We start from the raw sequence: 23,132 nt of genomic DNA, 5'->3' as shown, positions 1-23,132 counted from the left end.
CGGACATATGCTCGCGGGACCAGCGAGCAGAGGCGGAGACCGTGGGCGATGTCCGTGCCACCGGATACGGGGCCATCGAGCCGGGCACCGACCTGTCCCGGCACGCCCGCGACCTCGTCCGGATGCACGACGCCCTGATCGGCGGCGGACGCTCGCCGATCAGGCCCCGCGCCGTCGTGCAGCGGTCGTGGGCTCGGGTCCTGCAGTCCGGACTCGCCCCCGACGGCACCAATGCACGGGCGTTGCTCGCCGTCGACGAGATCGAACGACGCCGCAGGCGGTCCGCGCTGGCCGACGTGATCGTCGATCTCGACCAGGTGATCTCCGCTGTCGCCGACGCCTCGCACCTGCTGATGGTGGTGACCGACGAGGACGGCGTCATCCTGTGGCGCTCGGGCTCCGCACGCGTGCGCGCCCGGGCGGACTCGCTCGGATTCCGCGAAGGCGCCACCTGGACCGAGGACGTCGTCGGAACCAACGCCATCGGCACCGCGATTGCGGAAGGCTCCCCGGTGCAACTCTTTTCGGGTGAGCACTTCGAGCAGACGCAGCATCCCTGGTATTGCACGGCCGCCCCCGTCCACGACCCCCGCACCGGCGAGCTTCTCGGCGTCGTCGACGTCAGCGGACCGGCGCTCACCCTGCACCCCACCGTCACCGCACTCGTCGAGACCGCCGTCCGGCTCGCGCAGGCCCAACTGTGGCGGCACCACGAGTCGCGGCTCGAACGCCTTCGCCTGACCGCCGCACCGATGCTGGCGTCCAGCACCGGTCCGATCCTCCTGGTCGACGACAACGGCTGGGTCGCGCACGCCTCCGGCGTCGCGGCCACCAAGCGCGTCGCGGCACCGCGGGACGACCGGACGCTGACGGTGCCGGGACTCGGCCCGTGCTCACCGGAACGGGTCGCAGGAGGCTGGGTGATCCGCCCCCATGACCAGGGCGCTCGGATCGAGATGCGACTGGACCTGTCAGGGTCGCCGGTCGTCGTGGTGTCCGGCGCCGACAACTCCTGGCGCGCTCCCCTGTCGGGTCGGCACGCAGAGATCCTGCTCCTGCTGCACCGCGCGGGGCCGCGCGGCCTGTCCGTCGCCGACCTGAGTTCCGGCCTCTACGGCGACCCCGATCACGCCGTCGCGATTCGGGCCGAGATCTCCCGTCTGCGGCGCATCCTCGGTTCCGTGATCGACGGCAGGCCGTACCGGCTCGCCGAGTCCGTCCACCTGGACGTGGACCTCGGTGACACCGACCTGCTCGCCGAATGCGCGTTCGTCCGACGGTCCACGAGCCCGGCTGTCCGCGCCCTCGCCTGCGATTAGCCGTGGACGCCGCGTTCCGGTAGGCTGTCCTGCGTTGTCTCGGCGAGGGCGAACCCACTGATACGGGTTCACCGTGATCGACGCGGCCACGGTTACTCCAGCGAGCATTGCTCCGGGGCCGTGCGCGTCCGTCGCCCCCCGTAGAGCCGACACCAAAGCAATCACCGAGTACCCGTAAACACTGATGTGAGCCGTAGGAGCTGTTTCCCCATGTCGACCGACGTCAACAATCTCAACGCCGCCGTCCGCACCGAGTTCGGCAAGGGTGCCGCCCGCCGCGCCCGCCGCGACGGCAACGTGCCCGCCGTTCTGTACGGCCACGGAACCGACCCGCAGCACCTGAGCGTCAACGCCCGTGAGTTCGCCGCGATCCTCCGCGCCCACGGCACCAACGTCGTCATCAACCTCAACATCGACGGCACCGAGCAGCTCGCGCTGACGAAGTCCGTCGTCGTGCACCCGATCCGTCGCCACATCGAGCACGCCGATCTGCTCGTCGTGAAGAAGGGCGAGAAGGTCACCATCGAGGTTCCCGTCGTCCTCACCGGCGATGCAGGATCGGGCACCCTGGTGACCCAGGACGTCACCACCGTCAAGGTCGAGGCCGACGCCCTGAACATCCCCGAGCAGGTCGAGATCTCCATCGAGGGCGCCGAGGCCGGCACCCAGATCCTCGCCGGCAGCGTCACCCTGCCCTCCGGCGTCACGCTGCAGGACGACGCCGAGCTGCTGCTCGTCAACATCGTCGAGGCGCCGTCCGCCGAGTCGCTCGAGGGCGCGGGCGAAGAGGCCGCCGAGGCCCCCGAGGCAGCCGAGGGCGAAGAGGCCTGATCCGCTTCCGCGGACCACATCAGTTGACGTCGACGACGCGTCGCCCCACCGCGGGCGGCGCGTCGTCGCGCTTCGTCAGGACAGGACAACCACGTTGAGCGACTCGAACGACACCGCACTCGTCGTCGGCCTCGGCAATCCCGGACCGCAGTACGAGAAGACCCGGCACAACGTCGGATTCATGGTCGTCGACGCCCTCGCCGCCCGCGAACGGGCACGGTTCAGCGTGCACAAGAAGTCCGGCGCCGATGCCGTCACCATCCGACTCGCCGGACGTCAGGTGATTCTCGCGAAGCCGCGGACGTACATGAACCTGTCCGGCAAACCCGTTGCCGCACTTGCTCGATTCTTTTCCGTCGACCCCGGCAACCTCGTCGTGGTGCACGACGAGCTCGACCTCGACTACGGCACCCTCCGTCTGAAGATGGGCGGCGGCGAAGGCGGCCACAACGGTTTGCGTTCCATCTCGCAGGCCCTCGGCACGAAGGACTACCTGCGCACCAGGGTCGGCATCGGCCGCCCGCCGGGCCGTATGGATCCCGCCGACTACGTGCTCAAGCCGTTCTCGACGGTGGAACGCAAGGAGCTCGACCTCGTGTGCGAGGAGGCGGCGGATGCGGTCGAACTGCTGCTGCGCGTCGGCCTGGAGGCAGCTCAGAACCAGCTGCACTGAGTCACCGGGAATGGGCTCCCGGCACTCTCAGCCACGCAGCTTGCGTCGCAACAACTTCCCGGTCGCGGACCGAGGAAGGGCTCCGACCAATTCGACCTCTCGCGGATACTTGTAGGCCGCCAAACGCTCACGGCAGTGGTCGACCAGTTCGGCTTCGGTGGCCGTACTTCCAGGTCGCGTCACCACGAATGCCTTGGCCGACTCGCCCCGGTAGTCGTCGGGGATACCGACGACCGCGGCCTCCACGACGTCGGGATGCTCGGCGAGCACGAGTTCGACCTCGTGCGGCCAGATCTTGTAGCCGGCCGCGTTGATGACGTCGTTGCTTCGGTCGACGACGTAGAACCAGCCGTCGGCGTCCATGAATCCGATGTCACCGGTACGCAGCTCACCACCGGTCAGCGCCGCAGCGGTCGCCTCCGGGTCGTCCCAGTAGGAGCCGATGACCTGTGGGCCGCTAGTCACCAGCTCGCCGATCTCGCCGACGGGGAGGTCGCGGCCGACATCATCGACAACCCGGACCATGGTGTTCGACACCGGCACGCCAACCGACAGCACTCCGGTCTCCGCGTCGACAGGTGCGCGCACCTCCGGCGGCACGATGTGCGTCGGCGAAGTCGTCTCGGTCTGGCCGTAGACGTTGCGAATGTAGCCACCGAGCGCAACCTCGAGCCGGTCCGCGACCCCGGGATCGACCGGCGCACCGCCGGAGTAGCGCAACCGGAGCGGCGCGATCTCGGCGGGGGTGATGTCGGATTCGTCAGCGAGCGCGATATAGGCGGTGACGGCTGCCACGGCGAACGCGGGGCGATGCTCGCGGATCGCGTCGGCGATCACCCCCGGATGGATGCGATGGGTCAACACGACAGGCGATTTCGACAGCATTGCCAGCGTGACCGCGCCCACGAGACCGGTTACGTGGAACACCGGCGCCAGTGCCAGGATCGGCTCGCCGGGGAGGACTCCCGGCCAGTCGCGGTACAGCTGAGTGCTGAAGGTCAGGTTCGCGTGACTGATCCGCGCACCCTTCGGGAACCCCGTCGTTCCCGACGTGCCCAGCAGAACGGCTGCATCGCCGGGACCGACCGGACGCCGTCGAACCACCGGGCCGTCATACCCTGCGATCAGCGCGGCGAGATCTATCGTGTCGGGCGGCCGGAGCCGCTCGACCCCCGCGAACACCCGCACGTCGGTGCGGGACTGGCCGTCCAACCCGGACACGGTCACCACCACCGGCACGGCGAGACCCGGATCCGCTGCCAGGACGGGACGGGCCACCTCGACGTACAGGTCGTCGAGCGCCAACAGTGCCGACGGACGATATCGGCGCAGGAACCACTCGAACTCGTCGGCCTTGCTCATCGGGCTGATCGCGGCCGGAACACCGCCGACCTTCCAGGCAGCGACCAACCCGATCACGAACGCCGGATCGTTCTGCACGTACAGCGCGCACCGGTCCCCGGGCACGAATCCACGCGACGCGAGCAACGCGGCGAGCGCATCCGATGCCCGATCCAGTTCGGCCCACGAGAGCACGCCGTCGAAGTACCGCACCGCAGGGTCGTCCGGGGCCGCCACGACCGCGGCGTCGAACATGTCCATCGCTGTACCGAATTCCACACGCATGTGTGCCGGCCGATCGCCGTAATGCGCGAGCCACGGCCGCTCGTCGTACGCGCTCACCCGACCTCCATTCCGCTGCTCGCCCGACCGGGCGGGCATCACCGGTCGCTGGTCCACAGCGCGGGCCAACCCACGCTACCGTGTTCAGTATGGCTGAACAGAACTCGACCGGGCCCGCCGTCCGTCAGGCCCGGCAGCAGTCCGGGATGTCCCTGCGCGCCCTCGCCTCGGCGATCGACGTCAGCGTCGGGACAATGAGTGCGATCGAGAACGGGAAGGTGGCGCTGACAATCGACCGGCTGCATGCGATCGCCCGACACCTCGACGTCCCGCCCGCCCGCCTGCTCAGCCCCCCGCCCGACCGCGCACCTGTCGACACACCGGCGGCATCCGGGGACACGGACTGGCGCCGCTTCTTCGAACTCGACCTCGACCCGGCCCTCCGGGCAGCGGTCGAGGTGTTCACCGATCTCGGATACCACGGCGCGACGATGCGCCTGGTCGCGACCGCCGCCGACAGCAGCGTGGCAGGCATCTACCACTATCACCGCAGCAAGCAGCACCTTCTGGCCACCTTGATGACGCGGACGATGGAGGACATCGAGTGGCGTGTCGCGGCCGCGGACGCCGAAGGTGACCGGCCTGCCGAGAGGTTCGCCCTCATGGTCGAGGCGCTGGCACTGGGTCACACCGTCCGCCGGGACCTCGCCTTCATCACCGCCACCGAGATGCGGAGTCTCGAGGAGCCCGACCGCCGAACCGTTGCCGACGCGCGCCGGCGCCTGCAGGCACGGCTCGACGCGGCGGCGGTGGCTGCGGCCGCCGACGGAACCTTCACGACACCCGACCCGCGCGGCACGGCGCGAGCCGTGACGACCATGTGCATGGCCCTGACCTACTGGTTCTCCCCCACCGGGCCGCTCAGCCCGGACGAGGTCGCCCGGGACTACGCCGGCCACGCACTGGCGATGATGCAGGTTCAGTCTCGCTGAACATCGAGAATGACTGACCCCCAGGCACTTTCGCCTTCGCTGCACACTTGACGGCCGCGTCGATTCCTGTGATGCTGATCTCACTGAACCGTCCGAACGATCGCTCGGACCGTTCAATTTCAGTCAGATCAACTCATTGGAGAGCCGATGACCACGCCCGATCTCACCGAATTGCTCGCAGACTCCCCGTCCAACTGGGGCAAGTGGGGCACCGACGACGAGGTCGGCAGCCTCAACTACCTGACGCCCGAACAGGTCCTCGGCGGCGTCGGCCTGATCAGGAAGGGCGCCCTGTTCACCCTCCAGCGCCTCATCGGCGACCCGGCAGGCGACCCGGTGTGGCCCGGCCGCAGCCCGGCGACCCGCGAGATGATCCTCGACGAATCCCACTGGGACGAGGGCGGCGACGGACCCGCCTTCCCCGGCGGCCTGCACTACGCCGACGACAAGATCAACGCGTTCCTGCAGGGCAGCACGCAGTACGACGCGCTCGGTCACGTCTGGTACGACGGCCAGATCTACAACGGCTACGACGCCCGCACCACCGTCGGCGGCCTGGACAAGGCCAGCGTCGAGCCGATCGCCCAGCGCGGTGTCGCCGGACGTGCGGTGCTGCTCGACATGGCTCGCTTCCGGGACGTGAACCACCTGGCGGCGGGCGAGACTTTCGACCACACCGACCTCGAGAAGTGCGCTGCCGCACAGGGAATCGAGATCAAGCCGCGTGACATCCTGCTGATCCGCACCAACCACCTCGCGCTGTTCTTCCAGGACTCGGAGGGCTTCTACGGCGACTTCTGCGAGCCCGGCCTGGTCTACTCGCCCGAGCTGGTGCAGTGGTTCCAGAACATGGAGATCCCGAACCTCGTCACCGACACCATCGCCAACGAGATCACCACCGACCCGCACAACGGCGTCGCGCTCGTGCTGCACAACGCACTCATGCGCAACCTGGGTATCGCGTTCACCGAGATCTGCGACCTGGAGAAGCTCGCCGAGGACTGCGCCACCGACGGCGTGTACGAGTTCTTCTACGTCGCGGCGCCGTTGAAGATCCACCGCGCCAGCGGTTCCCCGGTGAACCCGGTGGTGATCAAGTGAGCTACACCGACCGGCCGTGGTTGGCCCTCTACCCGGAGGGCACCCCCTCCGACATCGAGGCCGAACACGCCACCGCACTCGAGGTCTTCGACGCGGCGGTGGCGTCGGACCCTGCTCGCCCGTTCCTGCACTACTTCGACGCGACACTGACCTTCGCTGACGTCGACCGGGCTGCGAATGCGCTCGCCGCCGCGTTGGTCGCGGACGGCTTCGCCGCCGGTGAGCGACTCGCGGTGTACACGCAGAACAACCCCTCGTACGTGATCGGGCTGGTCGCGGCCTGGAAGGCGGGCGGGGTCGCGGTCGCGATCAACCCCATGAACCGCCGGCGGGAACTGACGTACATGCTCGTCGATTCCGGCGCGATAGCTCTGCTCACCCTCGACGACCTGTACCGCGACGTCGCCGCCGAGGTGATCGGTACCGGGAAGACGTCGGTGCGGACGGTGGTCACGACGTCGGCGCTCGACTTCCAGACCCGGAACGATCCGCGCCTGTTCGACGGGGCCGAACGGCACCGCGCCGAGGAAGCCCTCGACCTCGCCGAGATCATCGCGGCCTACGACGGCACCCCGCCGCCCGCGCCGACGCTCACCTCCGACGACGTCGCGGTCCTCACCTACACCTCGGGGACGACCGGAGAACCCAAGGGCGCCATGAACACCCACGGCAACCTGACGTTCAACGCGCAGACCTACCGGGACTGGACGGGCCTGACCGCCGGCGAGGGCGTGCTCGGCATCGCCCCGCTGTTCCACATCACCGGGCTCGTCGGACACGTCATGGTGGCGATGCTGGCGCGGGCACCGCTGACGCTCACCCACCGGTTCGCTCCGGACGTGGCGCTCGACGCGATCCGCGAATGGAAGCCGGTGTTCACCGTCGCGGCGATCACCGCGTACAACGCCCTCTCCACTGCACCCGGCGCCACACCGGAGGACTTCCAGAGCCTGCGCGTGCTGTACTCGGGCGGCGCCCCGATCGCGCCCGCGATGGCGGATCGACTCGAGAAGGTGTTCGGCGCCTACATCCACAACATCTACGGCCTCACCGAGACGTCGTCGCCGTCCCACGGTGTCCCGCTCGGGGTCCGCGCCCCCGTCGACCCGACCTCGGGTGCCCTGTCCGTCGGTGTCCCCGTCTTCAACACCGTCGTGCGGGTCGTCGGCGAGGACGGCGAGGACGTCCCGGTCGGCGGGGTCGGCGAGTTCGTCACCTCCGGGCCCCAGGTGGTGAAGGGGTACTGGAACAAGCCCGACAAGACCGCCGAGTCGATCCCGGACGGCGAGCTGAAGACCGGCGACGTCGGGTTCATGGACGCCGACGGCTGGTACTACGTCGTCGACCGCAAGAAGGACATGATCAACGCCTCGGGCTACAAGGTGTGGCCACGGGAGGTCGAGGACGTGCTCTACGCCCATCCCGCCGTGCGAGAGGCGGCCGTTGTCGGTGTGCCCGACGAATACCGCGGCGAGACGGTCAAGGCGTATGTCTCCCTCCAGCCCGGCGCGTCAGTGGAACCCGACGAGATCGTCGCGTACTGCAAGGAACAGATGGCCGCCTACAAGTATCCGCGTCAGGTGGAGTTCGTCGGCGAACTGCCGAAGACCGTCACCGGAAAGATCCTGCGACGGGAACTGCGGGACGTGCGCTGATCCTGGTGCGGCAGGTGTGGGGTGCGCTCTGACAGGCGCACCCCACACCGTTCCCGGACTTCGGCCGAGCCCGGTGTCCGCGTCATCCTCGCGCAGGGACGACACCGTGACGCGCCAGTGCGGCAAGGAACCCGTCGTGGTCGTCCAGGTGGATGACGTGCCCGGAGTCGGGAACGACGTCGACGACGAAGCCACGTGCGGCCAGTGCGTCCGCGAACGGCGACGGAATCAGTCTGCTCGGGTCCGCGAGCACCAGCACGGAGGGAACGACCGGGGCGTCGACCGGAGCGGACGTGAAGGCGCCGAGGTGGTCGACGATCGTCGGGTCCCACGCCGTGAGCGCGCCGAGCTTGTGGCGCCTGCTGGTGTCGTCCCAGCGCGGATGCTCACGTTCGAGGTCGTCGATTCGCCACGCCTTCTGCGCTCGGAAACCCTCTGCCACAATCGGATCCGAGGATACAACGAACGCGGGGTCCTCGTACACGGCGATACCGGGACGCAGCTCCGCGACCGCATGGGCGAGAACGAGTCCGCCGAGCGAGTGGCCGATCGCAAGCGCCGGATTACGCGGCACGGACGCGACGACGGACGACGCGAGCGCCTCGGCGCTGTAGGCGGCGAGAGGTTCGCTCTTCCCGTGTCCGGGGAGGTCGACGGCGACGACTCGGTATCCGTTGTCCGCAAGGGCCGGGCCCACTCTCCACCACGAGTCGCTCGAGTTGCCGAGTCCGTGGATCAGGACGGCCACCCGGTCGCCGGCGCCCCACTCCTGTACGTGCAGTGCCATGCCGACGCTCACCTTTCTCTCGACTCGATGTGACCGATCACGGCCACGGGTCACTGCGACCTCAGCCAACGGAACCTGCTGCGGTGAAACACGATCGGTTCCACGTCGGACTGTAGCCGCACCTCGTTGACGTGGAGGATCACGATCGCGTGATCACCGGCCGGAACCTGCTGCGAGACCGACGTGTCCAGCCACACCGATGCCCCACCCACGAACACCGCGCCGCCGTCGGTCGTCTCGGTGGACAGACCCTCGAATCGGTTTCCCGTCTTGGCGGCGAGGCTCCGAGCGGCGCCATCGTGCGACTCACCCAGCACACTGATGCCGATGTGCGCGGCACTTTCGAGCCGCGGCCACGTGGTCGACGTGTTCTGCACGCAGAATGCAACCAGCGGCGGGTCGAGCGACACCGGAACGAACGTGCTCGCGGCAAGCCCGACGCGCTCCCCGTCGACCTCCGCGCACACCGCGACGACGCCACTGGGGACATGTCCGAAGACCTCGCGCAGTGAGGCCTGGTCCAGCGAGGCGAAGGTGGTGCTCATGGGATCTCCGTTCGGGTCGACGCGGCGGTGACGCACATCGAGCACCCACCATAGAACGAGATCGACAGGGAGTCGAATCTGGTTGCGGCACAGCACCTGTCAACCGTCAGTACTTCGAATCAGGACGAGTCAATCCCTTCCCCCGACGGGCAGTCCGGCGTAGCGTTCCGGACCCCTGACCGCCGGGCGGCACCGCGTGCATGCAATCGGAGTTGTCGTGCTCGGCGACACCGGACACATGATCGCGTAGTCGACTACTCGTGTGCCGCGCCCCGGCGGTCCGGACGATGAATTCCTCCCCCGAGACTCGGGAACCCCCGAGAACCGGGACACCCTTTCCGAGGAAGGACTCGTCATGAAACTCATCGCACCACTCGTGATCGGGGCGGTCCTCGTACTGCCCCAGGTTGGAGCCGCTTCGGGCGCGGCCCAGAACTGGGCTTCCGACGCTCCCGCGATCTGGCTGACGACATATCGGCAGTCCATCGTCTGCGACGGCGGCGTCTGCGCCCCGGTGGGCGACGGCGTCGCCCGGGTGAGGATCAACGGGGACCACTTCACCGTCGGCAGTCCCGTCGATCTCACGGTCAGGCGGTCGGACGGCACGATCTCCACCTTCACCACGACGGCTCGGAACCTACCGGGATTCGTCGCCGGCGCGTTCAGCTACGAGTCTCCGGAACCCGGAGACTGCGACGGCACAGCCGACGCCTCCGTCCGAGCACGCGACGTCGGGTCCAACCGATGGTCTGCGGAGGTTCCCGTCAGCGACGCCTGCTCCACCGCGTAGCGACCGGTTCGCACTCAGTCGCCGCCCACGAGGATCGCCGAATGGGTGCGCCGGAGCTTGCCCGACGAGGTCTTCGGGATGCTGCCCGGCCCGAGGACGGCGACGGTGCGGGGCCGGACCCCGACCTCGGAGACCACCGCGTGCACCACGTCGTGTTCTATTCGCCGCACCTCGCCGGGGTCGTCGATCGCGTTGGTCTCGACGGCGACGGCGAACGATTCCCGCTTCTGCCCCGCGTCCAGGCGCACCGCGACCGCGTTGCCCGGGCGCACGCCCCGCACGGTCAGGGCGGCCCGCTCGATGTCGGTCGGGTACACATTGCGGCCACCCATGATGATGACGTCCTTGACGCGTCCACAGACCACCACGAGCCCGTCCCCCGTGAAGTAGCCGACGTCGCCGGTGTCTAGCCAGCCGTCCGCGTCCTGCGCGGCCCTCGGCCCCTCGGCAGTGAGGTAGCCGGGAGTGACGGACGGTCCGCGGACCTCGAGTACGCCGACGCAGCGGGCGGGCAGCTCGTGGCGGTCCTCGTCGACGACCCGACCCTCGAGATCGGAGACGAGCTTGCCGAGGGTGACCATCTTGCGGGCATTGCTGCGCGTCGACGGCACCGCGTGGTGCATCGCGCCGAGCAGGTCCGGATCCACCAGGTCGAGCACCATGCCCTGTCCCGGCGACGGCAGCGACACCGCGAGCGTCACCTCCGCCATCCCGTACGTGGGCGCGAGCGCCGCCGGGTCGAGGCCGAACCGTTCGCCCGCAGCGGCCAGCGCGAGCACGGTGTCGGCGTCGACGGGTTCCGCCCCGTTGAGCAGGCAGCGCACCGACGACAGGTCGACTGCGCCGTCCGGCGCCTGAGCGAGTCGGCGTGCCAGCATCGAGTACGCGAAATTCGGTGCGGCACTGATCGTTCCTCGATACTTGCTCATCAGGTCCGCCCACAGCAGTGGCGCACGGAGGAAGTCGAGCGGGGTGACGCTGACGATCTCGGCACCGAACTGCATCGGGAGTGTCAGAAAACCGACCATGCCCATGTCGTGGAACAGCGGCAGCCAACTGATCATCACGTCGCTCTGCGCGTCGAACTTGATCCGGTCCAGCATCGCGTTCGCGTTCGTGTAGAAGTTCGCGTGCGTGATCCGTACCGCCTTCGGTGATCCGGTAGACCCGGACGTCAACTGCTGCAACGCGATATCGGATTCCGCCGCGTCCAGCGGATCGACGGGGTGGGCGCCGCGGAGGCCGTCGACCGTGACGACGGGAATGCCGTGCGCGGCGAGCACCGGCTCCGCCGCTTCGAAGGGCGATCCGAGGACGACGGCGTGGGCGCCGATCATCCGCACGACGACCTCGGTGTCGTGGGCCCACACCTCGAGGTCGGTGCGCGGGGTCGGCTGATGCAACATGGTCACCGCAGCACGGCGCATCCAGACCGCCTGACAGGTCGGCGCGATGTCGACGGATTCACCGGCGAGCACCGCGACCGAATCACCCGCCCCCACGCCCGCCGCACCGAGCCCACCTGCGATGTGCCGCGCGGCGGCGTGGATCTGCCCCCAGGTCCGACGCGAAGGGCTGTCCGGCTCGCCGATGACGAGGCCTGCGCTGCTGGTCGCGGCGGTCTCGTACATCTCGTCGGTGAATCTGCTCATGGCGTGACTCCTCACCGGGTCGCTACAAGGTATTTCCCCTAGACACCACCGTTGTGTTACACGTCACATTCCCGGTGTGGGTTCACGCTGCCCCGAACGCCCACGACCGACATGGCGAATCGGGCCACCACAGGGCGGGTAACCTGGACTACCGGCCGTTCGCCACGGCACCCCCGTGCGCGACCCGACTCCGTCAAGCAAAGGAAACTCCCCGGTGACCACCGAGCCCGCGTCGACGACACCTGCACCCGAGTCCGAGGCCGTCGCCGGATCCGAGGCCGCGACGACTGCCACCGGCACGATCGACCGGTCCGCGCGCGCACTGTCCGCCGAGGCGGGCCGCCGCCGCACCTTCGCCGTCATCTCGCACCCCGACGCGGGCAAGTCGACGCTCACCGAGGCCCTCGCCCTGCACGCGAAGATGATCGCCGAGGCGGGCGCCGTCCACGGCAAGGCCGGCCGCAAGTCGACCGTCTCCGACTGGATGGAGATGGAGAAGGCCCGCGGCATCTCGGTCAGCTCCACTGCACTGCAGTTCAACTACAAGTCCCCCGAGACGGACCCCGACGAGGAACCGAACGTCGTCAACCTCGTCGACACCCCCGGCCACTCCGACTTCTCCGAGGACACCTACCGGGTGCTCACGGCGGTCGACGCCGCCGTCATGCTGATCGACGCGGCCAAGGGTCTCGAACCGCAGACGCTGAAGCTGTTCCAGGTGTGCCGGCACCGCGGCATCCCGGTCGTCACCGTCATCAACAAGTGGGACCGCCCCGGCCAGTCCCCTCTCGAACTGCTCGACGAGATCCAGGAGCGCATCGGCCTCACGCCGACGCCGCTGTACTGGCCCGTCGGCATCGCAGGCGACTTCCGCGGGCTGCTGCGCCGCGGCGAAGAGGGTGCTCCCCGCGAGTACATCCGATTCACCCGCACCGCGGGTGGCGCGAAGATCGCCCCCGAGGAGATCCTCGACGCCGACGCTGCCGCGACTCGGGACGGCAGCGAGTGGGACACCGCCGTCGAGGAGAGTGAGCTGCTGTCGGCGTCCGGCCAGGACCACGATCAGGAACTGTTCATCGCCGGACAGACGTCGCCGGTGATCTTCGCGTCCGCGATGCTCAACTTCGGCGTTCGGCAGATCCTCGACACCCTCGTCGAACTGGCGCCCGCTCCGGGCCCCCGCGCCGACCTCGCGGGCAAGGAGCGGGAGGTCACCGACCCGTTCAGTGCGGTCGTGTTCAAGGTGCAGGCGGGCATGGACACCGCGCACCGTGACCGGCTCGCGTTCATGCGCGTCGTCTCCGGGGTGTTCGAGCGCGGCATGGTCGTCACCCATGCGCAGACCGGCAAGCCGTTCGCGACCAAGTACGCACAGACGGTGTTCGGCCGCGAGCGTTCCACTGTCGACAGCGCCTACCCGGGCGACGTCGTCGGTCTCGTCAACGCGACCGCACTCGCCCCCGGGCACACCCTGTTCACCGACAAGAAGGTCGAGTTCCCGCCGATCCCGTCGTTCGCGCCGGAACACTTCTCGACGCTGCGCGCCGAGAGTGCGGGCAAGTACAAGCAGTTCCGCCGCGCCGTCGACCAGCTCGATTCCGAGGGCGTCGTGCAGATCCTGCGCAACGACATCCGCGGCGACGCGTCCCCGGTGATGGCGGCCGTCGGTCCCATGCAGTTCGAGGTCGTCGCGGCCCGGATGAAGGCGGAGTTCAACGTCGAGGCGCGAATGGAGGGTCTGCCGTACCAGCTGGCGCGGCGCACCGACGCCGAGTCCGCCGTCGAGCTCGGCCGCCAGCGCGGAGTCGAGGTCTTCACCCGCTCCGACGGCGTCCTCCTCGCCCTCGTCAGCGACAAGTGGCGTCTGCAGTACATCCAGAAGGAACTCCCCGAGCTCACGCTCGAGCCGCTCGTCGCGACCGCCGACTGACTCCGTGAACCCGCTGCTCACCCTGTTCGATGCGGAGCTGCACGTAGGCGGGGCCACGATCCTGTGGCGCGAGATCCTCGGCAACACATTCGGTATCGCGTCGGCAATCGGCGGGATGAAGCGCGTGGTGTGGGCGTGGCCGGTCGGCATCGCCGGAAATGCGTTGCTGTTCACCGTGTTCATGGGCGCGTTGTTCCACACGCCGCAGGAACTGAACCTGTACGGCCAGGCCGGCCGCCAGCTGATGTTCATCACCGTGAGCGTGTACGGCTGGACTCAATGGCTGCGCTCGCGGCACGAGTCGGGCCAGGCCGTCCTCCCGCGGTGGGCGCCGCCGCGGGACCGGCTACTGCTGCTCCTCGCGATGGCCGTCGGCACCGTGGCGTTCGCGCAGATCTTCGGACGTCTGGGGTCGTACGGACCGTGGGCCGAGGCGTGGATCTTCATGGGCTCGATGCTGGCCACCTACGGCATGGCACGCGGCTGGACCGAGTTCTGGCTGATCTGGATCGGCGTCGACGTTGTCGGGGTGCCACTGCTGCTCAAGGCCGGGTACTACCCGTCCGCGATCCTGTACCTGGTGTACGCCGGGTTCGTGGTGTGGGGCTTCGCGGTGTGGCTGCGGATCCAGCGCCGGACGACACCGATGCGGGTCTAATGAACCCCTAATGATTCGCTAACTGGCGCCGAGTTTTTCGTCCATAACTTGGGTCCCGTCGAAGCCACCGGGGCTGCGACACGACCCAAGGAGTTCCCATGCGCAAGTCCCTCGATGCCGGCACCTTCCGCACCCGAGCAGGGATCGTCGCGGCCGCCGCGGTTGCCACCGCCGCGGTGGCGCTCCCCGGCGTCGCGTGGGCCGACAACGCCATCCCTCAGGGCGGCCCCGTCGTCGTCCGGGGGGCCGCGCCCGTCGGCGAGGCGTCCGGGCCCGCGGTCCTCGGTGCCGCGCTGGACGCGGCGACCTGTGCGGGGTTGCCCACCGATCTGATCCCGGCGGAACTGCAGAAGTTGATCGCGGAGGGCACCGCGGTGCCGGCTGTCGAGTCCACGCCCGCCATTCCCGTCGACGAGGTGGAGGTTCTGACCGAGGAAGAGGTGCAGCGGATGATCGCCGACGGCACCATCACCCTCGCCGTCCCCGCCGACGAGGTGACCGCTGAGGCACCGCAGATGCTGACGATCCAGATGGACGAGAACGCCCCGGCCGGCACCCTGGCCGTGACCCGCGTCTGCTAGGACACCCTGCGCATCCTGGCACCATGGATCGGGTGACCGACACCGCTCGAATCCTCGTCGTGGACGACGACGCCAAGGTCCTGGCCTCGCTGGAGCGGGGGCTCCGTCTGTCCGGGTTTCACACCGACACAGCGACGGACGGCGCCTCCGCCCTGCGGGCCGTGTCCGCCGAATGCCCCGCCGCGATCGTCCTGGACGTGAACATGCCTGGCCTCGACGGCGTTGGCGTGGTCACCGCGCTGCGGGCAATGGGCAACGACGTACCGATCTGCGTGCTCAGCGCCCGCAGCTCGGTGGGCGACCGGATCGCGGGACTCGAGGCCGGCGCGGACGACTACCTGACCAAGCCGTTCGAGCTCGGCGAACTGGTCGCCAGGCTCCGGGCGCTGCTGCGGCGGGCGCCCCGGGCCGCCGCGCCCGCAGGCACCGTCGCGATCGGGGCCCTGGAGGTGGACCTGCCGGGACGGCGCGCCCACGTCGCGGGCCGCAGGCTGGACCTCACCAAGCGCGAGTTCGACCTGCTCGGCGCGCTGGCCGAGAACGCGGGCGTCGTGCTCAGCCGCCCCCAGCTGCTGCGGCTGGTGTGGGGCTACGACTTCGACGCCGACACCAACGTGGTGGACGTCTTCGTCACCTATCTACGCAAGAAGCTGGAGGCGAACTCGATGCCGCGAGTCCTGCACACCGTCCGAGGAGTCGGATTCGTCCTGCGGGCCCAGCCATGAGGCGGTCATTGTCGCTGCGGGCGCGGGTCGCCATCGTGTCGGCGTTGTCGGCGGCCGTCGTCATCGTCGCGATCGGCGCCGCCATCGCGGTGTTCCTGAGAGTGAACGGGTCCGAGCAGATCGACCGGACCCTCGACTCCGTGACGTTGGCTTTCCCGGCCGAATTGGCCCCGGCCGACACGGCCATGGCACCGGTGCTCCCGCTGCCCTCGGTCGTGGCCGATGGGTCCACGGACCCCGTTGAGGCCCTGGCGACCGAGGATGCGACTCGAACGGAGTTGATGGCAGGCACTGCGGTCCGCGTCCGCGACGTCGCGGTACCTGGAGAATCGGGAGCCGTCCTGGCGTTGACCGTCCCGGAGGACCCGCTGACCCAGGCCATCCGGCAGCAGCAGGTGGCTGTGGCCATCGCAGCCGTGGTGGCGATCGCGGCGGCGGGCGGCCTCGGCTGGTTGCTGGCCGGCCGGGCCGTGCGGCCGCTGCGGCTGCTCGCCAACGCCACCCACGAGATCGGGGACGATCCCGGCGCACCGCGCCCGAACGTGCGCGGGGCGAGGGAGGCCGAGGACCTGTCGGAAGCGATGGGCCACATGCTCGACCGGATCGCGATGGCACAGCGGCGGACCGAGGAGGCGTTGGGGTCGGCCAGGGACTTCGCGGCGGTGTCCGCACACGAGCTGCGGACCCCGCTGACCTCGATGCGCACCGACCTGGAAGTGCTCGCGACAATGCGGCTCACCGGTGAGCAGCGCACCGAGATCCTCGACGATCTGCTCGACACCCAGCGACAGGTCGAGACCACCCTCACCGGCCTCGAGCGGCTCGCCCTCGGAGAGCTGGCGGACGCCTCCGATCACGAGGACGTCGACCTCGTCGACCTCGTGGACCGCTGCGTCCAGGAATCCGCACGTACCCACCGGGACGTCGACATCGACTTCGCGGCGCCGGAGCGCGCGGTGGTGATCTGCGGCGTTCCCACCGGTCTGCGACTCGTCCTCGACAACGCCATCACCAACGCGGTCCGGCACGGTGGCGCACACCGGATCCAGGTCACCATCGGCTGCGATCCGGGCGGCGAGGTCGTCCTCACCGTGGACGACGACGGGAGCGGTGTTCCCGAGGCCGAACGCGTCGTGGTTTTCGATCGGTTCGTGCGTGGCAGAGGCGCTGGTGCCGACGGCTCCGGACTCGGGCTCGCACTGGTGACGCAACAGGCCGCGCTGCACGGCGGGACCGTCGAACTCGAGGACAGCCCGCTGGGCGGCGCGAGGCTGGCGCTCCGACTGCCGCCGGGCGCGGAGCTTGGCAGGTCTCCCGAACTCTAGATGCCTGCGCGGCGAACGAGGGAGTTCGCGACTCCCGGTGCCACCGCGCCGAGGTATCGCAGCAACTCGGCGTACGCCGGTGCGATCTCGACCGGACGCGTCCGCACCGCGTCCACCAGCCAGCCCGCCGCCTGCTCCGCCGTCAACGCGGGCATCCGGTCGTAGTCCTGCGTCGGCGCGATCATCGGTGTCCGGATCAACGGAAAGTGGACGGTCGTCACCGCGACACCGCTGCCGTCGACCTCCGCGCCGAGGTCACGGCCGAATGCACTGATCGCCGCCTTCGACGCGTGGTAAGCCCCGAACCGCGGCATCACGCCACCCGGAACGCCCCAAGTCGCGACGTTGACGACATGGCCGTGTCCGCGATCGAGCATCCCGGGCAACAGCGCCAATGTCAGCCGCACGGGACCGAAGTAGTTGAGCGCCATCGTCCGCTCGTAGTCGTGGAACCGGTCGAGCGATTCGGTGACGGTGCGGCGGATCGACCGACCGGCATTGTTGACCAGCACATCGACGGGTCCGAGATCGGAGTTCACCCGCGCCGCCAGCGCCTCGACGTCGTCCTGGGTCGTCAGGTCGCAGGGCACGCTGTGCGCGACGCCGCCTGCCGCCGCGATCCGGTCCCGCACTACGGCCAGGTCGTCGGCTCCCCGCGCCACCAGGATCACGGCCGCGCCGCGCTCCGCGAACGCGGTCGCAGCAGCTTCGCCGACGCCGGACGAGGCGCCGGTGACGAGGATCGTCCGCCCGGCGATGCGGTCGGGTCCGGGACGCACACGGGCCGTCAGCGAACGAACGGAAGGCAGCGGGTTGAGCAGTGCACCGATCATGCGACGAGTGTGCGCCTGCCGGCGCGGTTCCACGTGAAGCTCGACGAGATGGACATGCTCGGCGGGGCGCTCACTCGGTGACCGCCTGCCGCGGCGGCACCGAATTCATCGCCATCGCCCACCGGTTCGAGGTCAACTGCAGGCTCGGCAGGTCGGACAACGCGATCACCAACTCGAACGTCCGCTCGTAGCCGGTGTGCGCGATCCGCCACTCCCCGGTCTCGTTGCGGGCATACCGATCGTGATAGAAAGCCGCGCCGCGCAACATCATTCCGTCCTCGGGGATGATCACGACGTCCTGCAGGAACCACGTCCCGGTCGCGACGTCCCCCGTGACGTCGATCTCCGGCTGCGCGCACAGGTGCTCGGACAACACGTGCGGCCCAAGCGTGATCTCCATGAACGAGACCAGCGCATCACGATCCTCGAACCGGAGGTGCTCGCCATAGGTGGCGGTGGCGTCCGGCAGCAGGGTCTCCCGGAACAGCGCCCAGTCCTTCGTGTCCAGGGCGCGCGAATAGCGGTGCTTGAGCCTGGTGATCTCGGCTAGAGCCTCCAGATCCATGACGCACGCCTTTCATGACGGGACCATGAACGACAAGAACGACTTGAGCCGAAGCCTAGTCGCCTTGCGGCGTACTCGGGGGGTGAACACTCGGGCATGCCCGAACGACGCCGCCGCCCGTGTCGTTCAGTCGAGTTCCGCCGCGAGCTCCATCCACCGCTCTTCTGCGGACTCCTTCTCCGCCACGACCGCCCGCAGTTCGGTGTCGAGCTTCTGCAGTTCCGCGACGTCGGTCGACGCGGCAGCCAACGCCTCGTGCAGTGTGTTCTCCCGCTCGGACAGCTTCGCCACCTGACGTTCGATGCGGCTCAGCTCCTTCCGCGCGGCGCGCTCGGCAGCACCGTCGCGGACCACCGCCGGCCCCTCGGTCGACGGCGACGCGACCCGCACCGGCGCGGGGCCGGGTGCGGCGGCTGTGGCCACTGCCGCGCGGCGCCGAAGATACTCCTCGATTCCGCCGGGGAGGTTCGTCAGCTTGCCGTCCCCGAACAGCGCCCAGGTGCTGTCACAGATGCGTTCGATCAGGTAGCGGTCGTGGGAGATGACCACCATCGTGCCTGCCCAGCCGTCGAGAATGTCCTCGAGTTGCTGCAAGGTGTCGATGTCGAGATCGTTGGTCGGCTCGTCGAGCAGCAGCACGTTCGGCTCGCTCATCAGGACACGCGTCAGCTGCAGCCGTCGCCGCTCGCCACCGGAGAGGTCGCCGACGGGCGTCCGCTGACGCGCAGGCGTGAACCCGAGCCGCTCGGCCAGCTGCCCCGCGGAAATCTCCTTGTCACCCAGCATGATTCGCTCGGCAACGTCCTTGACGGCCTCGAGCACCCGCATGTCGACGGGCAGATCGTCGAGTTCCTGACGCAGCCACCCGATCTTGACGGTCTGCCCCTGGATCCGCTTGCCCGACGCCGGCTGCAGTTCGCCTGCGAGCGTGCGCAGCAGCGTCGTCTTGCCGGAGCCGTTGACGCCGACCAGACCGACACGCTCGCCCGGCGCGAGTCGCCACGTCAGGTCGTGGACCAGCTCGCGGCCGTCCGGAGTTGCCAGCGTCGCGTCCTCGAGTTCGATGACGACGCGGCCGAGCCTGCTCTTGGCGAATGACGCCAGCGCGACGGCGTCCCGCGGGGGCGGAACGTTCGCGATCAGCGCCTCCGCTGCCTCGACGCGATACTTGGGCTTCGAGGTGCGGGCCTGCGGTCCGCGCCGCAGCCACGCCAGTTCCTTCCGGGCCAGGTTCCGGCGACGTTCCTCCGCGGCGTCGGCCTGCCGGGCCCGCTCGGCGCGCGCGAAGATCCAGTCGTTGTAGCCGCCCTCGTAGGTCTCGACCTTGCCGCCGACGACCTCCCAGGTCCGCGACGCGACGGTGTCGAGGAACCAGCGGTCGTGGGTGACGACGACGAGCGCGCTGCGACGCGTCAACAGGTGTTCGGCGAGCCACTGCACGCCCTCGACGTCGAGGTGGTTGGTCGGCTCGTCGAGCACCAGCAGGTCGAGGTCTCGCACGAGGGCCGCGGCCAACGCGACCCGGCGTCGCTCGCCGCCGGAGAGCCCCTCCACGGACCGGTCGAGACCGAGCGAATCGATGCCGATCCCGGCCAGGATCGACCGGATCCGGGCGTCACCTGCCCATTCGTGCTCCGCGAGTCCGAGTGGCGCGAGGACGACGTCCGCGACGCTCGCCCCCTCGGGCAACACACCGCGCTGGGTGACGACGGCCATCCGCAGTCCGCCGACCCGGCTGACCCGGCCGGAATCGGGCTCCTCGACACCGGCCAGCACCTCGAGCATCGTGGTCTTGCCGCCGCCGTTGAGGCCGACGACACCGATGCGCTCGCCCTCCTGCACGCCGAGGGACACGGAGTCGAGCAACGGCTTGACGCCATACGACTTCGAGACCTGCTCCAGGTTGATCAGATTGGCCATCAGAATTCCGTTCCGGGGTGTTCGTTGTCGTCGCCGAGGACGCGGGCGCCCGGGACCGGCCCCTGCGCGACGCGGATGGTCCGGCACACGCCTGCTCCGGCAAGTTCGGCGCCGACCTCGACGGCCGTGCCCTCGTCGGCGCACAGGAAGGCACAGGTGGGTCCCGATCCGGAGACGATGCCTGCGAGGGCTCCGGCGGTGACGCCCGCGCGCAGCGTGCGTCGCAGCTCGGGTTTGAGGGACAGCGCCGCGGGCTGCAGATCGTTCCCGAGCAAGGGTGCCAGGGCGGCGGCGTCGCCGGACGCGAGCGCCTGCATCAGGTCGTCCGGTCCGCCGATGCGGGGCGGGTTGCCCTCGGCGCGCAACCGATCGAGCTCACGGAACACCGTCGGGGTGCTCAATCCCCCCTTCGCGAGGGCGAGGACCCAATGAAAACTGTTGCGGGACAGGACGGGAAGCAGCTTCTCGCCGCGGCCGGTTCCCAACGCCGTCAGGCCGTGCAGGGTGAACGGCACGTCGCTACCCAGCTCGGCACCGAGCTCGAACAGTTCGGCCCGCCCCAACCCGAGGTGCCAGAGCTCGTTCAGTCCGACCAACGTGGCGGCGGCATCAGCGCTGCCGCCTGCCATACCGCCTGCAACCGGGACGCCCTTGACGATGGTGATGGCGACGTCGGCAGACCGGCCCGCACGCGCGGCCAGCAGTTCCGCGGCCCGCCACACCAGGTTCGACCGGTCCGTCGGCACCGACTCGGCGTCCACTCCCTGCACGCGCACGGACAGGGTGTCGGATTCGGTGAGGTGCACGTCGTCGCTGAGGGAGAGCGCCTGGAACACCGAGGTCAGCTCGTGATAGCCGTCCTCGCGCAGGTCGCCGACACCCAGGTGGAGGTTCACCTTGGACGGTGCCCGGACGATCACCGGGCGAGGAACGACTGACAGCACATCGAGACAGCCTAGTGGAGGCGTCGGGCCGCCCGCCCCCTCGCACCCGCCCTCAGGCGACTGTCATCGAGTCCGACTGCAGCACAGCCCTTCTCGCCTACTCAGATCAGGAAGCCCGCGACAGCCACGGCGAGGACCGTTCCGAGGGCGATGAGCAGGGCAAGCGGAACCGAACCGCTGACGACCACCGTGGGCATCGCCGCCGCGACCGCGGACGTCAACGCGATGACGGTGGCGGACCGCATCCGTAGTGCGTCGGCGTTCTCGGGCAGCCGGTGCCGACCGTGGTGGGCGGTCACAGTCCGACCGCCCGTTCGAGCAGGGCGAGTTCGTCGTCGAGATGGGTGACCATGGGAGCGAGGTCGGGAAGGCTCCGGCAGGCGGTGAGCCCGAACGAGATCTCCTCGTCGGTGCTGGTGCAGGTGATGTTGAGTGCCTGTCCGTCGACGGGGATGGACAGTGGATACAGGGCGGTCATGCGAGCTCCGTTCCAGTAGAGGGGGACATCCGGTCCCGGCACATTCGAGATCATCACGTTCGCCGGCCGGATCGGGAGGCTCCGGCCGAGCAGCATTCCCAGTGCGAGCGGCGCGACCCCGAGCGCGCTCATCGCCCTGATCTGGGTGGCGCTGCGGGTGCGCATGGTCTCCTTTCCCTCACGCATCGACGACCTGACGGCAGCGAGGCGATCTGCGGCCTCGGCATGATGGGTGCCGAGATTACAAGTGAGAACACCGATTTCGTTTCCACCCTCGGATCGACCCTCGCTCCGGAGGGACACCGGCACCAGCGCCAACAGCGGGTCCCCCGGCAGTGCGTCGGCCCCCGCCAGGAAGGTGCGCAGCGCCCCCGACGACATCGCGAGCACCACGTCGTTGACGGTCGCGTCCGCGCATTTGGCAACCAGCCGCAGTCGCTCGAGGGACCACGACCCGGCCGCGAACCGTCGCGCGCCACCGATCGGCACGTTCAGCAGCGACGAGGGCGCGGCCAGGGTCAGCGCGCCGCCGCGGCCGTGCAGCGCGCGGTCGACGGTGTCGACCAGCGCCGGCACCAGCCCGGCGACCTCGCCGACCGATTCCCGGACGACACGGACCGCCGCCTCGGCGAAGTCCACGGTGCCCGTCACCGGCGAGGCCACCTCCAGCCGGGGCGCACCCGGTTCCCACGGAGCGCGCAGGTTGCGGGCGTCCGCGTCGGTGCTGAGCGCCCGCCGCAGCATCCGCATCACCGAGATTCCGTCCGCGAGTGCGTGATGGACCTTCATGTACACCGCGAAACGACCGTCGGCGAGTCCCTCGATGAGGTGCATCTCCCACAACGGCCGGCTCCGGTCGAGTAGACCCGCGTGCAGGCGGGAAACCAGTGCCATGAGCTCGCGCATACCGCCGGGCTGCGGGAGTGCGTCGTGCTGGACATGATGGGCCAGGTCCACGTCAGTGACGGTCTCCCACCCCCACTGCCCGAGCGTGCCCAGCGATCGCCGCGCCCGGCGACGCAGCTGGGGTGCGACCCAGTCGCGCGCGAGCGCGGTGTCGAGCATGTCGCGGATGTCGCTCGCGTCGCCGCCCTCCGGCGGCTCGAACAGCACGAGGCCGCCCACATGCATCGGGCACTCGCGCGACTCACCGATCAGGAACATCGAGTCGGTCGGCGACATCGGAAGGAGCATGTTCAGGCGTC

At 69.2% G+C, this 23,132-nt stretch carries 22 protein-coding genes; 12 read left to right on the top strand and 10 right to left on the bottom strand.

The genetic code is table 11. The annotated features are described in order from the left end of the window. Positions 1-41: 41 nt before the first annotated feature. The 3 genes from RHCRD62_RS01555 (at position 42) to pth (ending at position 2,823) form a co-directional block, all read left to right on the top strand. Complete coding sequence (locus RHCRD62_RS01555) at positions 42-1,319, top strand: helix-turn-helix domain-containing protein (protein WP_050062897.1); 1,278 nt, start codon at positions 42-44, stop codon at positions 1,317-1,319. 210 nt (positions 1,320-1,529) lie between these two features. Next, positions 1,530-2,150: a 50S ribosomal protein L25/general stress protein Ctc gene (locus RHCRD62_RS01550; RefSeq protein ID WP_050062896.1), complete on the top strand. Its 621-nt coding sequence runs from the start codon at positions 1,530-1,532 to the stop codon at positions 2,148-2,150. 94 nt (positions 2,151-2,244) lie between these two features. Beyond that, positions 2,245-2,823: an aminoacyl-tRNA hydrolase gene (pth, locus tag RHCRD62_RS01545; RefSeq protein ID WP_050062895.1), complete on the top strand. Its 579-nt coding sequence runs from the start codon at positions 2,245-2,247 to the stop codon at positions 2,821-2,823. Between the two features lie 27 nt (positions 2,824-2,850). On the opposite strand, the gene RHCRD62_RS01540 is transcribed toward pth, so the two are convergent. Next, a complete protein-coding gene (locus RHCRD62_RS01540) occupies positions 2,851-4,506 on the bottom strand; it encodes a class I adenylate-forming enzyme family protein (RefSeq protein WP_050062894.1) in 1,656 nt (551 codons plus the stop codon). 89 nt (positions 4,507-4,595) lie between these two features. Here RHCRD62_RS01540 and RHCRD62_RS01535 point away from each other — a divergent pair, with 89 nt between their 5' ends. From RHCRD62_RS01535 to RHCRD62_RS01525, 3 genes are all read left to right on the top strand, one after another. Continuing rightward, a complete protein-coding gene (locus RHCRD62_RS01535) occupies positions 4,596-5,438 on the top strand; it encodes a TetR-type transcription factor C-terminal domain-containing protein (RefSeq protein ID WP_084734010.1) in 843 nt (280 codons plus the stop codon). A 147-nt stretch (positions 5,439-5,585) separates the two neighbouring features. After that, positions 5,586-6,539 (top strand): cyclase family protein, encoded by a 954-nt coding sequence (locus RHCRD62_RS01530; RefSeq protein WP_050062893.1) that lies wholly within the window; start codon positions 5,586-5,588, stop codon positions 6,537-6,539. Next, positions 6,536-8,194: an AMP-binding protein gene (locus tag RHCRD62_RS01525; protein ID WP_050062892.1), complete on the top strand. Its 1,659-nt coding sequence runs from the start codon at positions 6,536-6,538 to the stop codon at positions 8,192-8,194. Before RHCRD62_RS01530 ends, RHCRD62_RS01525 begins: the two co-directional genes overlap by 4 nt. An 82-nt stretch (positions 8,195-8,276) precedes the next feature. Here the strand turns inward: RHCRD62_RS01525 and RHCRD62_RS01520 are convergent, their stop codons facing one another. Together RHCRD62_RS01520 and RHCRD62_RS01515 are read right to left on the bottom strand one after the other, a co-directional pair. Beyond that, positions 8,277-8,981 carry an alpha/beta fold hydrolase gene (locus tag RHCRD62_RS01520; protein ID WP_050062891.1) on the bottom strand — a complete coding sequence of 235 codons (705 nt, stop codon included), beginning with the start codon at positions 8,979-8,981 and terminating at the stop codon, positions 8,277-8,279. Positions 8,982-9,031: 50 nt separating this feature from the next. Further along, positions 9,032-9,526 (bottom strand): flavin reductase family protein, encoded by a 495-nt coding sequence (locus RHCRD62_RS01515; RefSeq protein ID WP_050063408.1) that lies wholly within the window; start codon positions 9,524-9,526, stop codon positions 9,032-9,034. A gap of 355 nt (positions 9,527-9,881) precedes the next feature. Between RHCRD62_RS01515 and RHCRD62_RS01510 the strand changes: the two genes are divergently transcribed. Next, on the top strand, positions 9,882-10,316 hold the full coding sequence (locus tag RHCRD62_RS01510; protein ID WP_157050763.1) for a hypothetical protein: 435 nt from the start codon (positions 9,882-9,884) through the stop codon (positions 10,314-10,316). A 14-nt stretch (positions 10,317-10,330) separates the two neighbouring features. On the opposite strand, the gene RHCRD62_RS01505 is transcribed toward RHCRD62_RS01510, so the two are convergent. After that, a complete protein-coding gene (locus RHCRD62_RS01505; protein ID WP_050062889.1) occupies positions 10,331-11,968 on the bottom strand; it encodes a fatty acyl-AMP ligase in 1,638 nt (545 codons plus the stop codon). Between the two features lie 214 nt (positions 11,969-12,182). On the opposite strand from RHCRD62_RS01505, the gene RHCRD62_RS01500 reads away from it, so the two are divergent. The 5 genes from RHCRD62_RS01500 to RHCRD62_RS01480 all read left to right on the top strand — a co-directional run bounded on the left by RHCRD62_RS01500 (position 12,183) and on the right by RHCRD62_RS01480 (position 17,187). Further along, the gene (locus tag RHCRD62_RS01500; RefSeq protein WP_050062888.1) at positions 12,183-13,898 is read left to right on the top strand and encodes a peptide chain release factor 3; all 1,716 of its coding nucleotides are present in this window, start codon (positions 12,183-12,185) and stop codon (positions 13,896-13,898) included. A gap of 4 nt (positions 13,899-13,902) precedes the next feature. Next, positions 13,903-14,556: a nicotinamide riboside transporter PnuC gene (gene pnuC / locus RHCRD62_RS01495; RefSeq protein ID WP_050062887.1), complete on the top strand. Its 654-nt coding sequence runs from the start codon at positions 13,903-13,905 to the stop codon at positions 14,554-14,556. 98 nt (positions 14,557-14,654) lie between these two features. Next, complete coding sequence (locus RHCRD62_RS01490; RefSeq protein WP_050062886.1) at positions 14,655-15,137, top strand: hypothetical protein; 483 nt, start codon at positions 14,655-14,657, stop codon at positions 15,135-15,137. Positions 15,138-15,160: 23 nt separating this feature from the next. Continuing rightward, the gene (locus RHCRD62_RS01485; protein WP_050062885.1) at positions 15,161-15,862 is read left to right on the top strand and encodes a response regulator transcription factor; all 702 of its coding nucleotides are present in this window, start codon (positions 15,161-15,163) and stop codon (positions 15,860-15,862) included. Continuing rightward, positions 15,859-17,187 carry a HAMP domain-containing sensor histidine kinase gene (locus RHCRD62_RS01480; RefSeq protein ID WP_050062884.1) on the top strand — a complete coding sequence of 443 codons (1,329 nt, stop codon included), beginning with the start codon at positions 15,859-15,861 and terminating at the stop codon, positions 17,185-17,187. Before RHCRD62_RS01485 ends, RHCRD62_RS01480 begins: the two co-directional genes overlap by 4 nt. On the opposite strand, the gene RHCRD62_RS01475 is transcribed toward RHCRD62_RS01480, so the two are convergent. The 6 genes from RHCRD62_RS01475 to RHCRD62_RS01450 form a co-directional block, all read right to left on the bottom strand. Next, a complete protein-coding gene (locus tag RHCRD62_RS01475; RefSeq protein WP_050063407.1) occupies positions 17,184-18,020 on the bottom strand; it encodes an SDR family oxidoreductase in 837 nt (278 codons plus the stop codon). The genes RHCRD62_RS01480 and RHCRD62_RS01475 overlap by 4 nt on opposite strands. Before the next feature lie 70 nt (positions 18,021-18,090). Continuing rightward, positions 18,091-18,585: a nuclear transport factor 2 family protein gene (locus tag RHCRD62_RS01470; RefSeq protein WP_050062883.1), complete on the bottom strand. Its 495-nt coding sequence runs from the start codon at positions 18,583-18,585 to the stop codon at positions 18,091-18,093. Between the two features lie 126 nt (positions 18,586-18,711). After that, positions 18,712-20,505: an ABC-F family ATP-binding cassette domain-containing protein gene (locus RHCRD62_RS01465; protein WP_050062882.1), complete on the bottom strand. Its 1,794-nt coding sequence runs from the start codon at positions 20,503-20,505 to the stop codon at positions 18,712-18,714. Beyond that, complete coding sequence (locus RHCRD62_RS01460; RefSeq protein WP_050062881.1) at positions 20,505-21,449, bottom strand: 4-(cytidine 5'-diphospho)-2-C-methyl-D-erythritol kinase; 945 nt, start codon at positions 21,447-21,449, stop codon at positions 20,505-20,507. Before RHCRD62_RS01460 ends, RHCRD62_RS01465 begins: the two co-directional genes overlap by 1 nt. A 101-nt stretch (positions 21,450-21,550) precedes the next feature. Further along, positions 21,551-21,748 (bottom strand): hypothetical protein, encoded by a 198-nt coding sequence (locus RHCRD62_RS01455; RefSeq protein ID WP_050062880.1) that lies wholly within the window; start codon positions 21,746-21,748, stop codon positions 21,551-21,553. After that, positions 21,745-23,121 (bottom strand): WS/DGAT/MGAT family O-acyltransferase, encoded by a 1,377-nt coding sequence (locus RHCRD62_RS01450; RefSeq protein WP_050063406.1) that lies wholly within the window; start codon positions 23,119-23,121, stop codon positions 21,745-21,747. The genes RHCRD62_RS01455 and RHCRD62_RS01450 overlap by 4 nt, the downstream gene beginning before the upstream one ends. Positions 23,122-23,132 lie beyond the last annotated feature (11 nt).

This window comes from Rhodococcus sp. RD6.2 (assembly GCF_001040705.1).
Lineage (GTDB): Bacteria > Actinomycetota > Actinomycetes > Mycobacteriales > Mycobacteriaceae > Rhodococcus_G.
This window is presented reverse-complemented; position numbering and strand designations above follow the sequence as displayed.

What these genes read in the sequence shown, in the direction of transcription:
- RHCRD62_RS01550 (WP_050062896.1), top strand. Translation starts at nt 1,530, where the DNA reads ATGTCGACCGACGTCAACAATCTCAACGCCGCCGTCCGCACCGAGTTC.
- RHCRD62_RS01535 (WP_084734010.1), top strand. Translation starts at nt 4,596, where the DNA reads ATGGCTGAACAGAACTCGACCGGGCCCGCCGTCCGTCAGGCCCGGCAG.
- RHCRD62_RS01530 (WP_050062893.1), top strand. Translation starts at nt 5,586, where the DNA reads ATGACCACGCCCGATCTCACCGAATTGCTCGCAGACTCCCCGTCCAAC.
- RHCRD62_RS01520 (WP_050062891.1), bottom strand. Translation starts at nt 8,981, where the DNA reads ATGGCACTGCACGTACAGGAGTGGGGCGCCGGCGACCGGGTGGCCGTC.
- RHCRD62_RS01515 (WP_050063408.1), bottom strand. Translation starts at nt 9,526, where the DNA reads ATGAGCACCACCTTCGCCTCGCTGGACCAGGCCTCACTGCGCGAGGTC.
- RHCRD62_RS01510 (WP_157050763.1), top strand. Translation starts at nt 9,882, where the DNA reads ATGAAACTCATCGCACCACTCGTGATCGGGGCGGTCCTCGTACTGCCC.
- RHCRD62_RS01505 (WP_050062889.1), bottom strand. Translation starts at nt 11,968, where the DNA reads ATGAGCAGATTCACCGACGAGATGTACGAGACCGCCGCGACCAGCAGC.
- RHCRD62_RS01490 (WP_050062886.1), top strand. Translation starts at nt 14,655, where the DNA reads ATGCGCAAGTCCCTCGATGCCGGCACCTTCCGCACCCGAGCAGGGATC.
- RHCRD62_RS01485 (WP_050062885.1), top strand. Translation starts at nt 15,161, where the DNA reads ATGGATCGGGTGACCGACACCGCTCGAATCCTCGTCGTGGACGACGAC.
- RHCRD62_RS01480 (WP_050062884.1), top strand. Translation starts at nt 15,859, where the DNA reads ATGAGGCGGTCATTGTCGCTGCGGGCGCGGGTCGCCATCGTGTCGGCG.
- RHCRD62_RS01475 (WP_050063407.1), bottom strand. Translation starts at nt 18,020, where the DNA reads ATGATCGGTGCACTGCTCAACCCGCTGCCTTCCGTTCGTTCGCTGACG.
- RHCRD62_RS01470 (WP_050062883.1), bottom strand. Translation starts at nt 18,585, where the DNA reads ATGGATCTGGAGGCTCTAGCCGAGATCACCAGGCTCAAGCACCGCTAT.
- RHCRD62_RS01465 (WP_050062882.1), bottom strand. Translation starts at nt 20,505, where the DNA reads ATGGCCAATCTGATCAACCTGGAGCAGGTCTCGAAGTCGTATGGCGTC.
- RHCRD62_RS01450 (WP_050063406.1), bottom strand. Translation starts at nt 23,121, where the DNA reads ATGCTCCTTCCGATGTCGCCGACCGACTCGATGTTCCTGATCGGTGAG.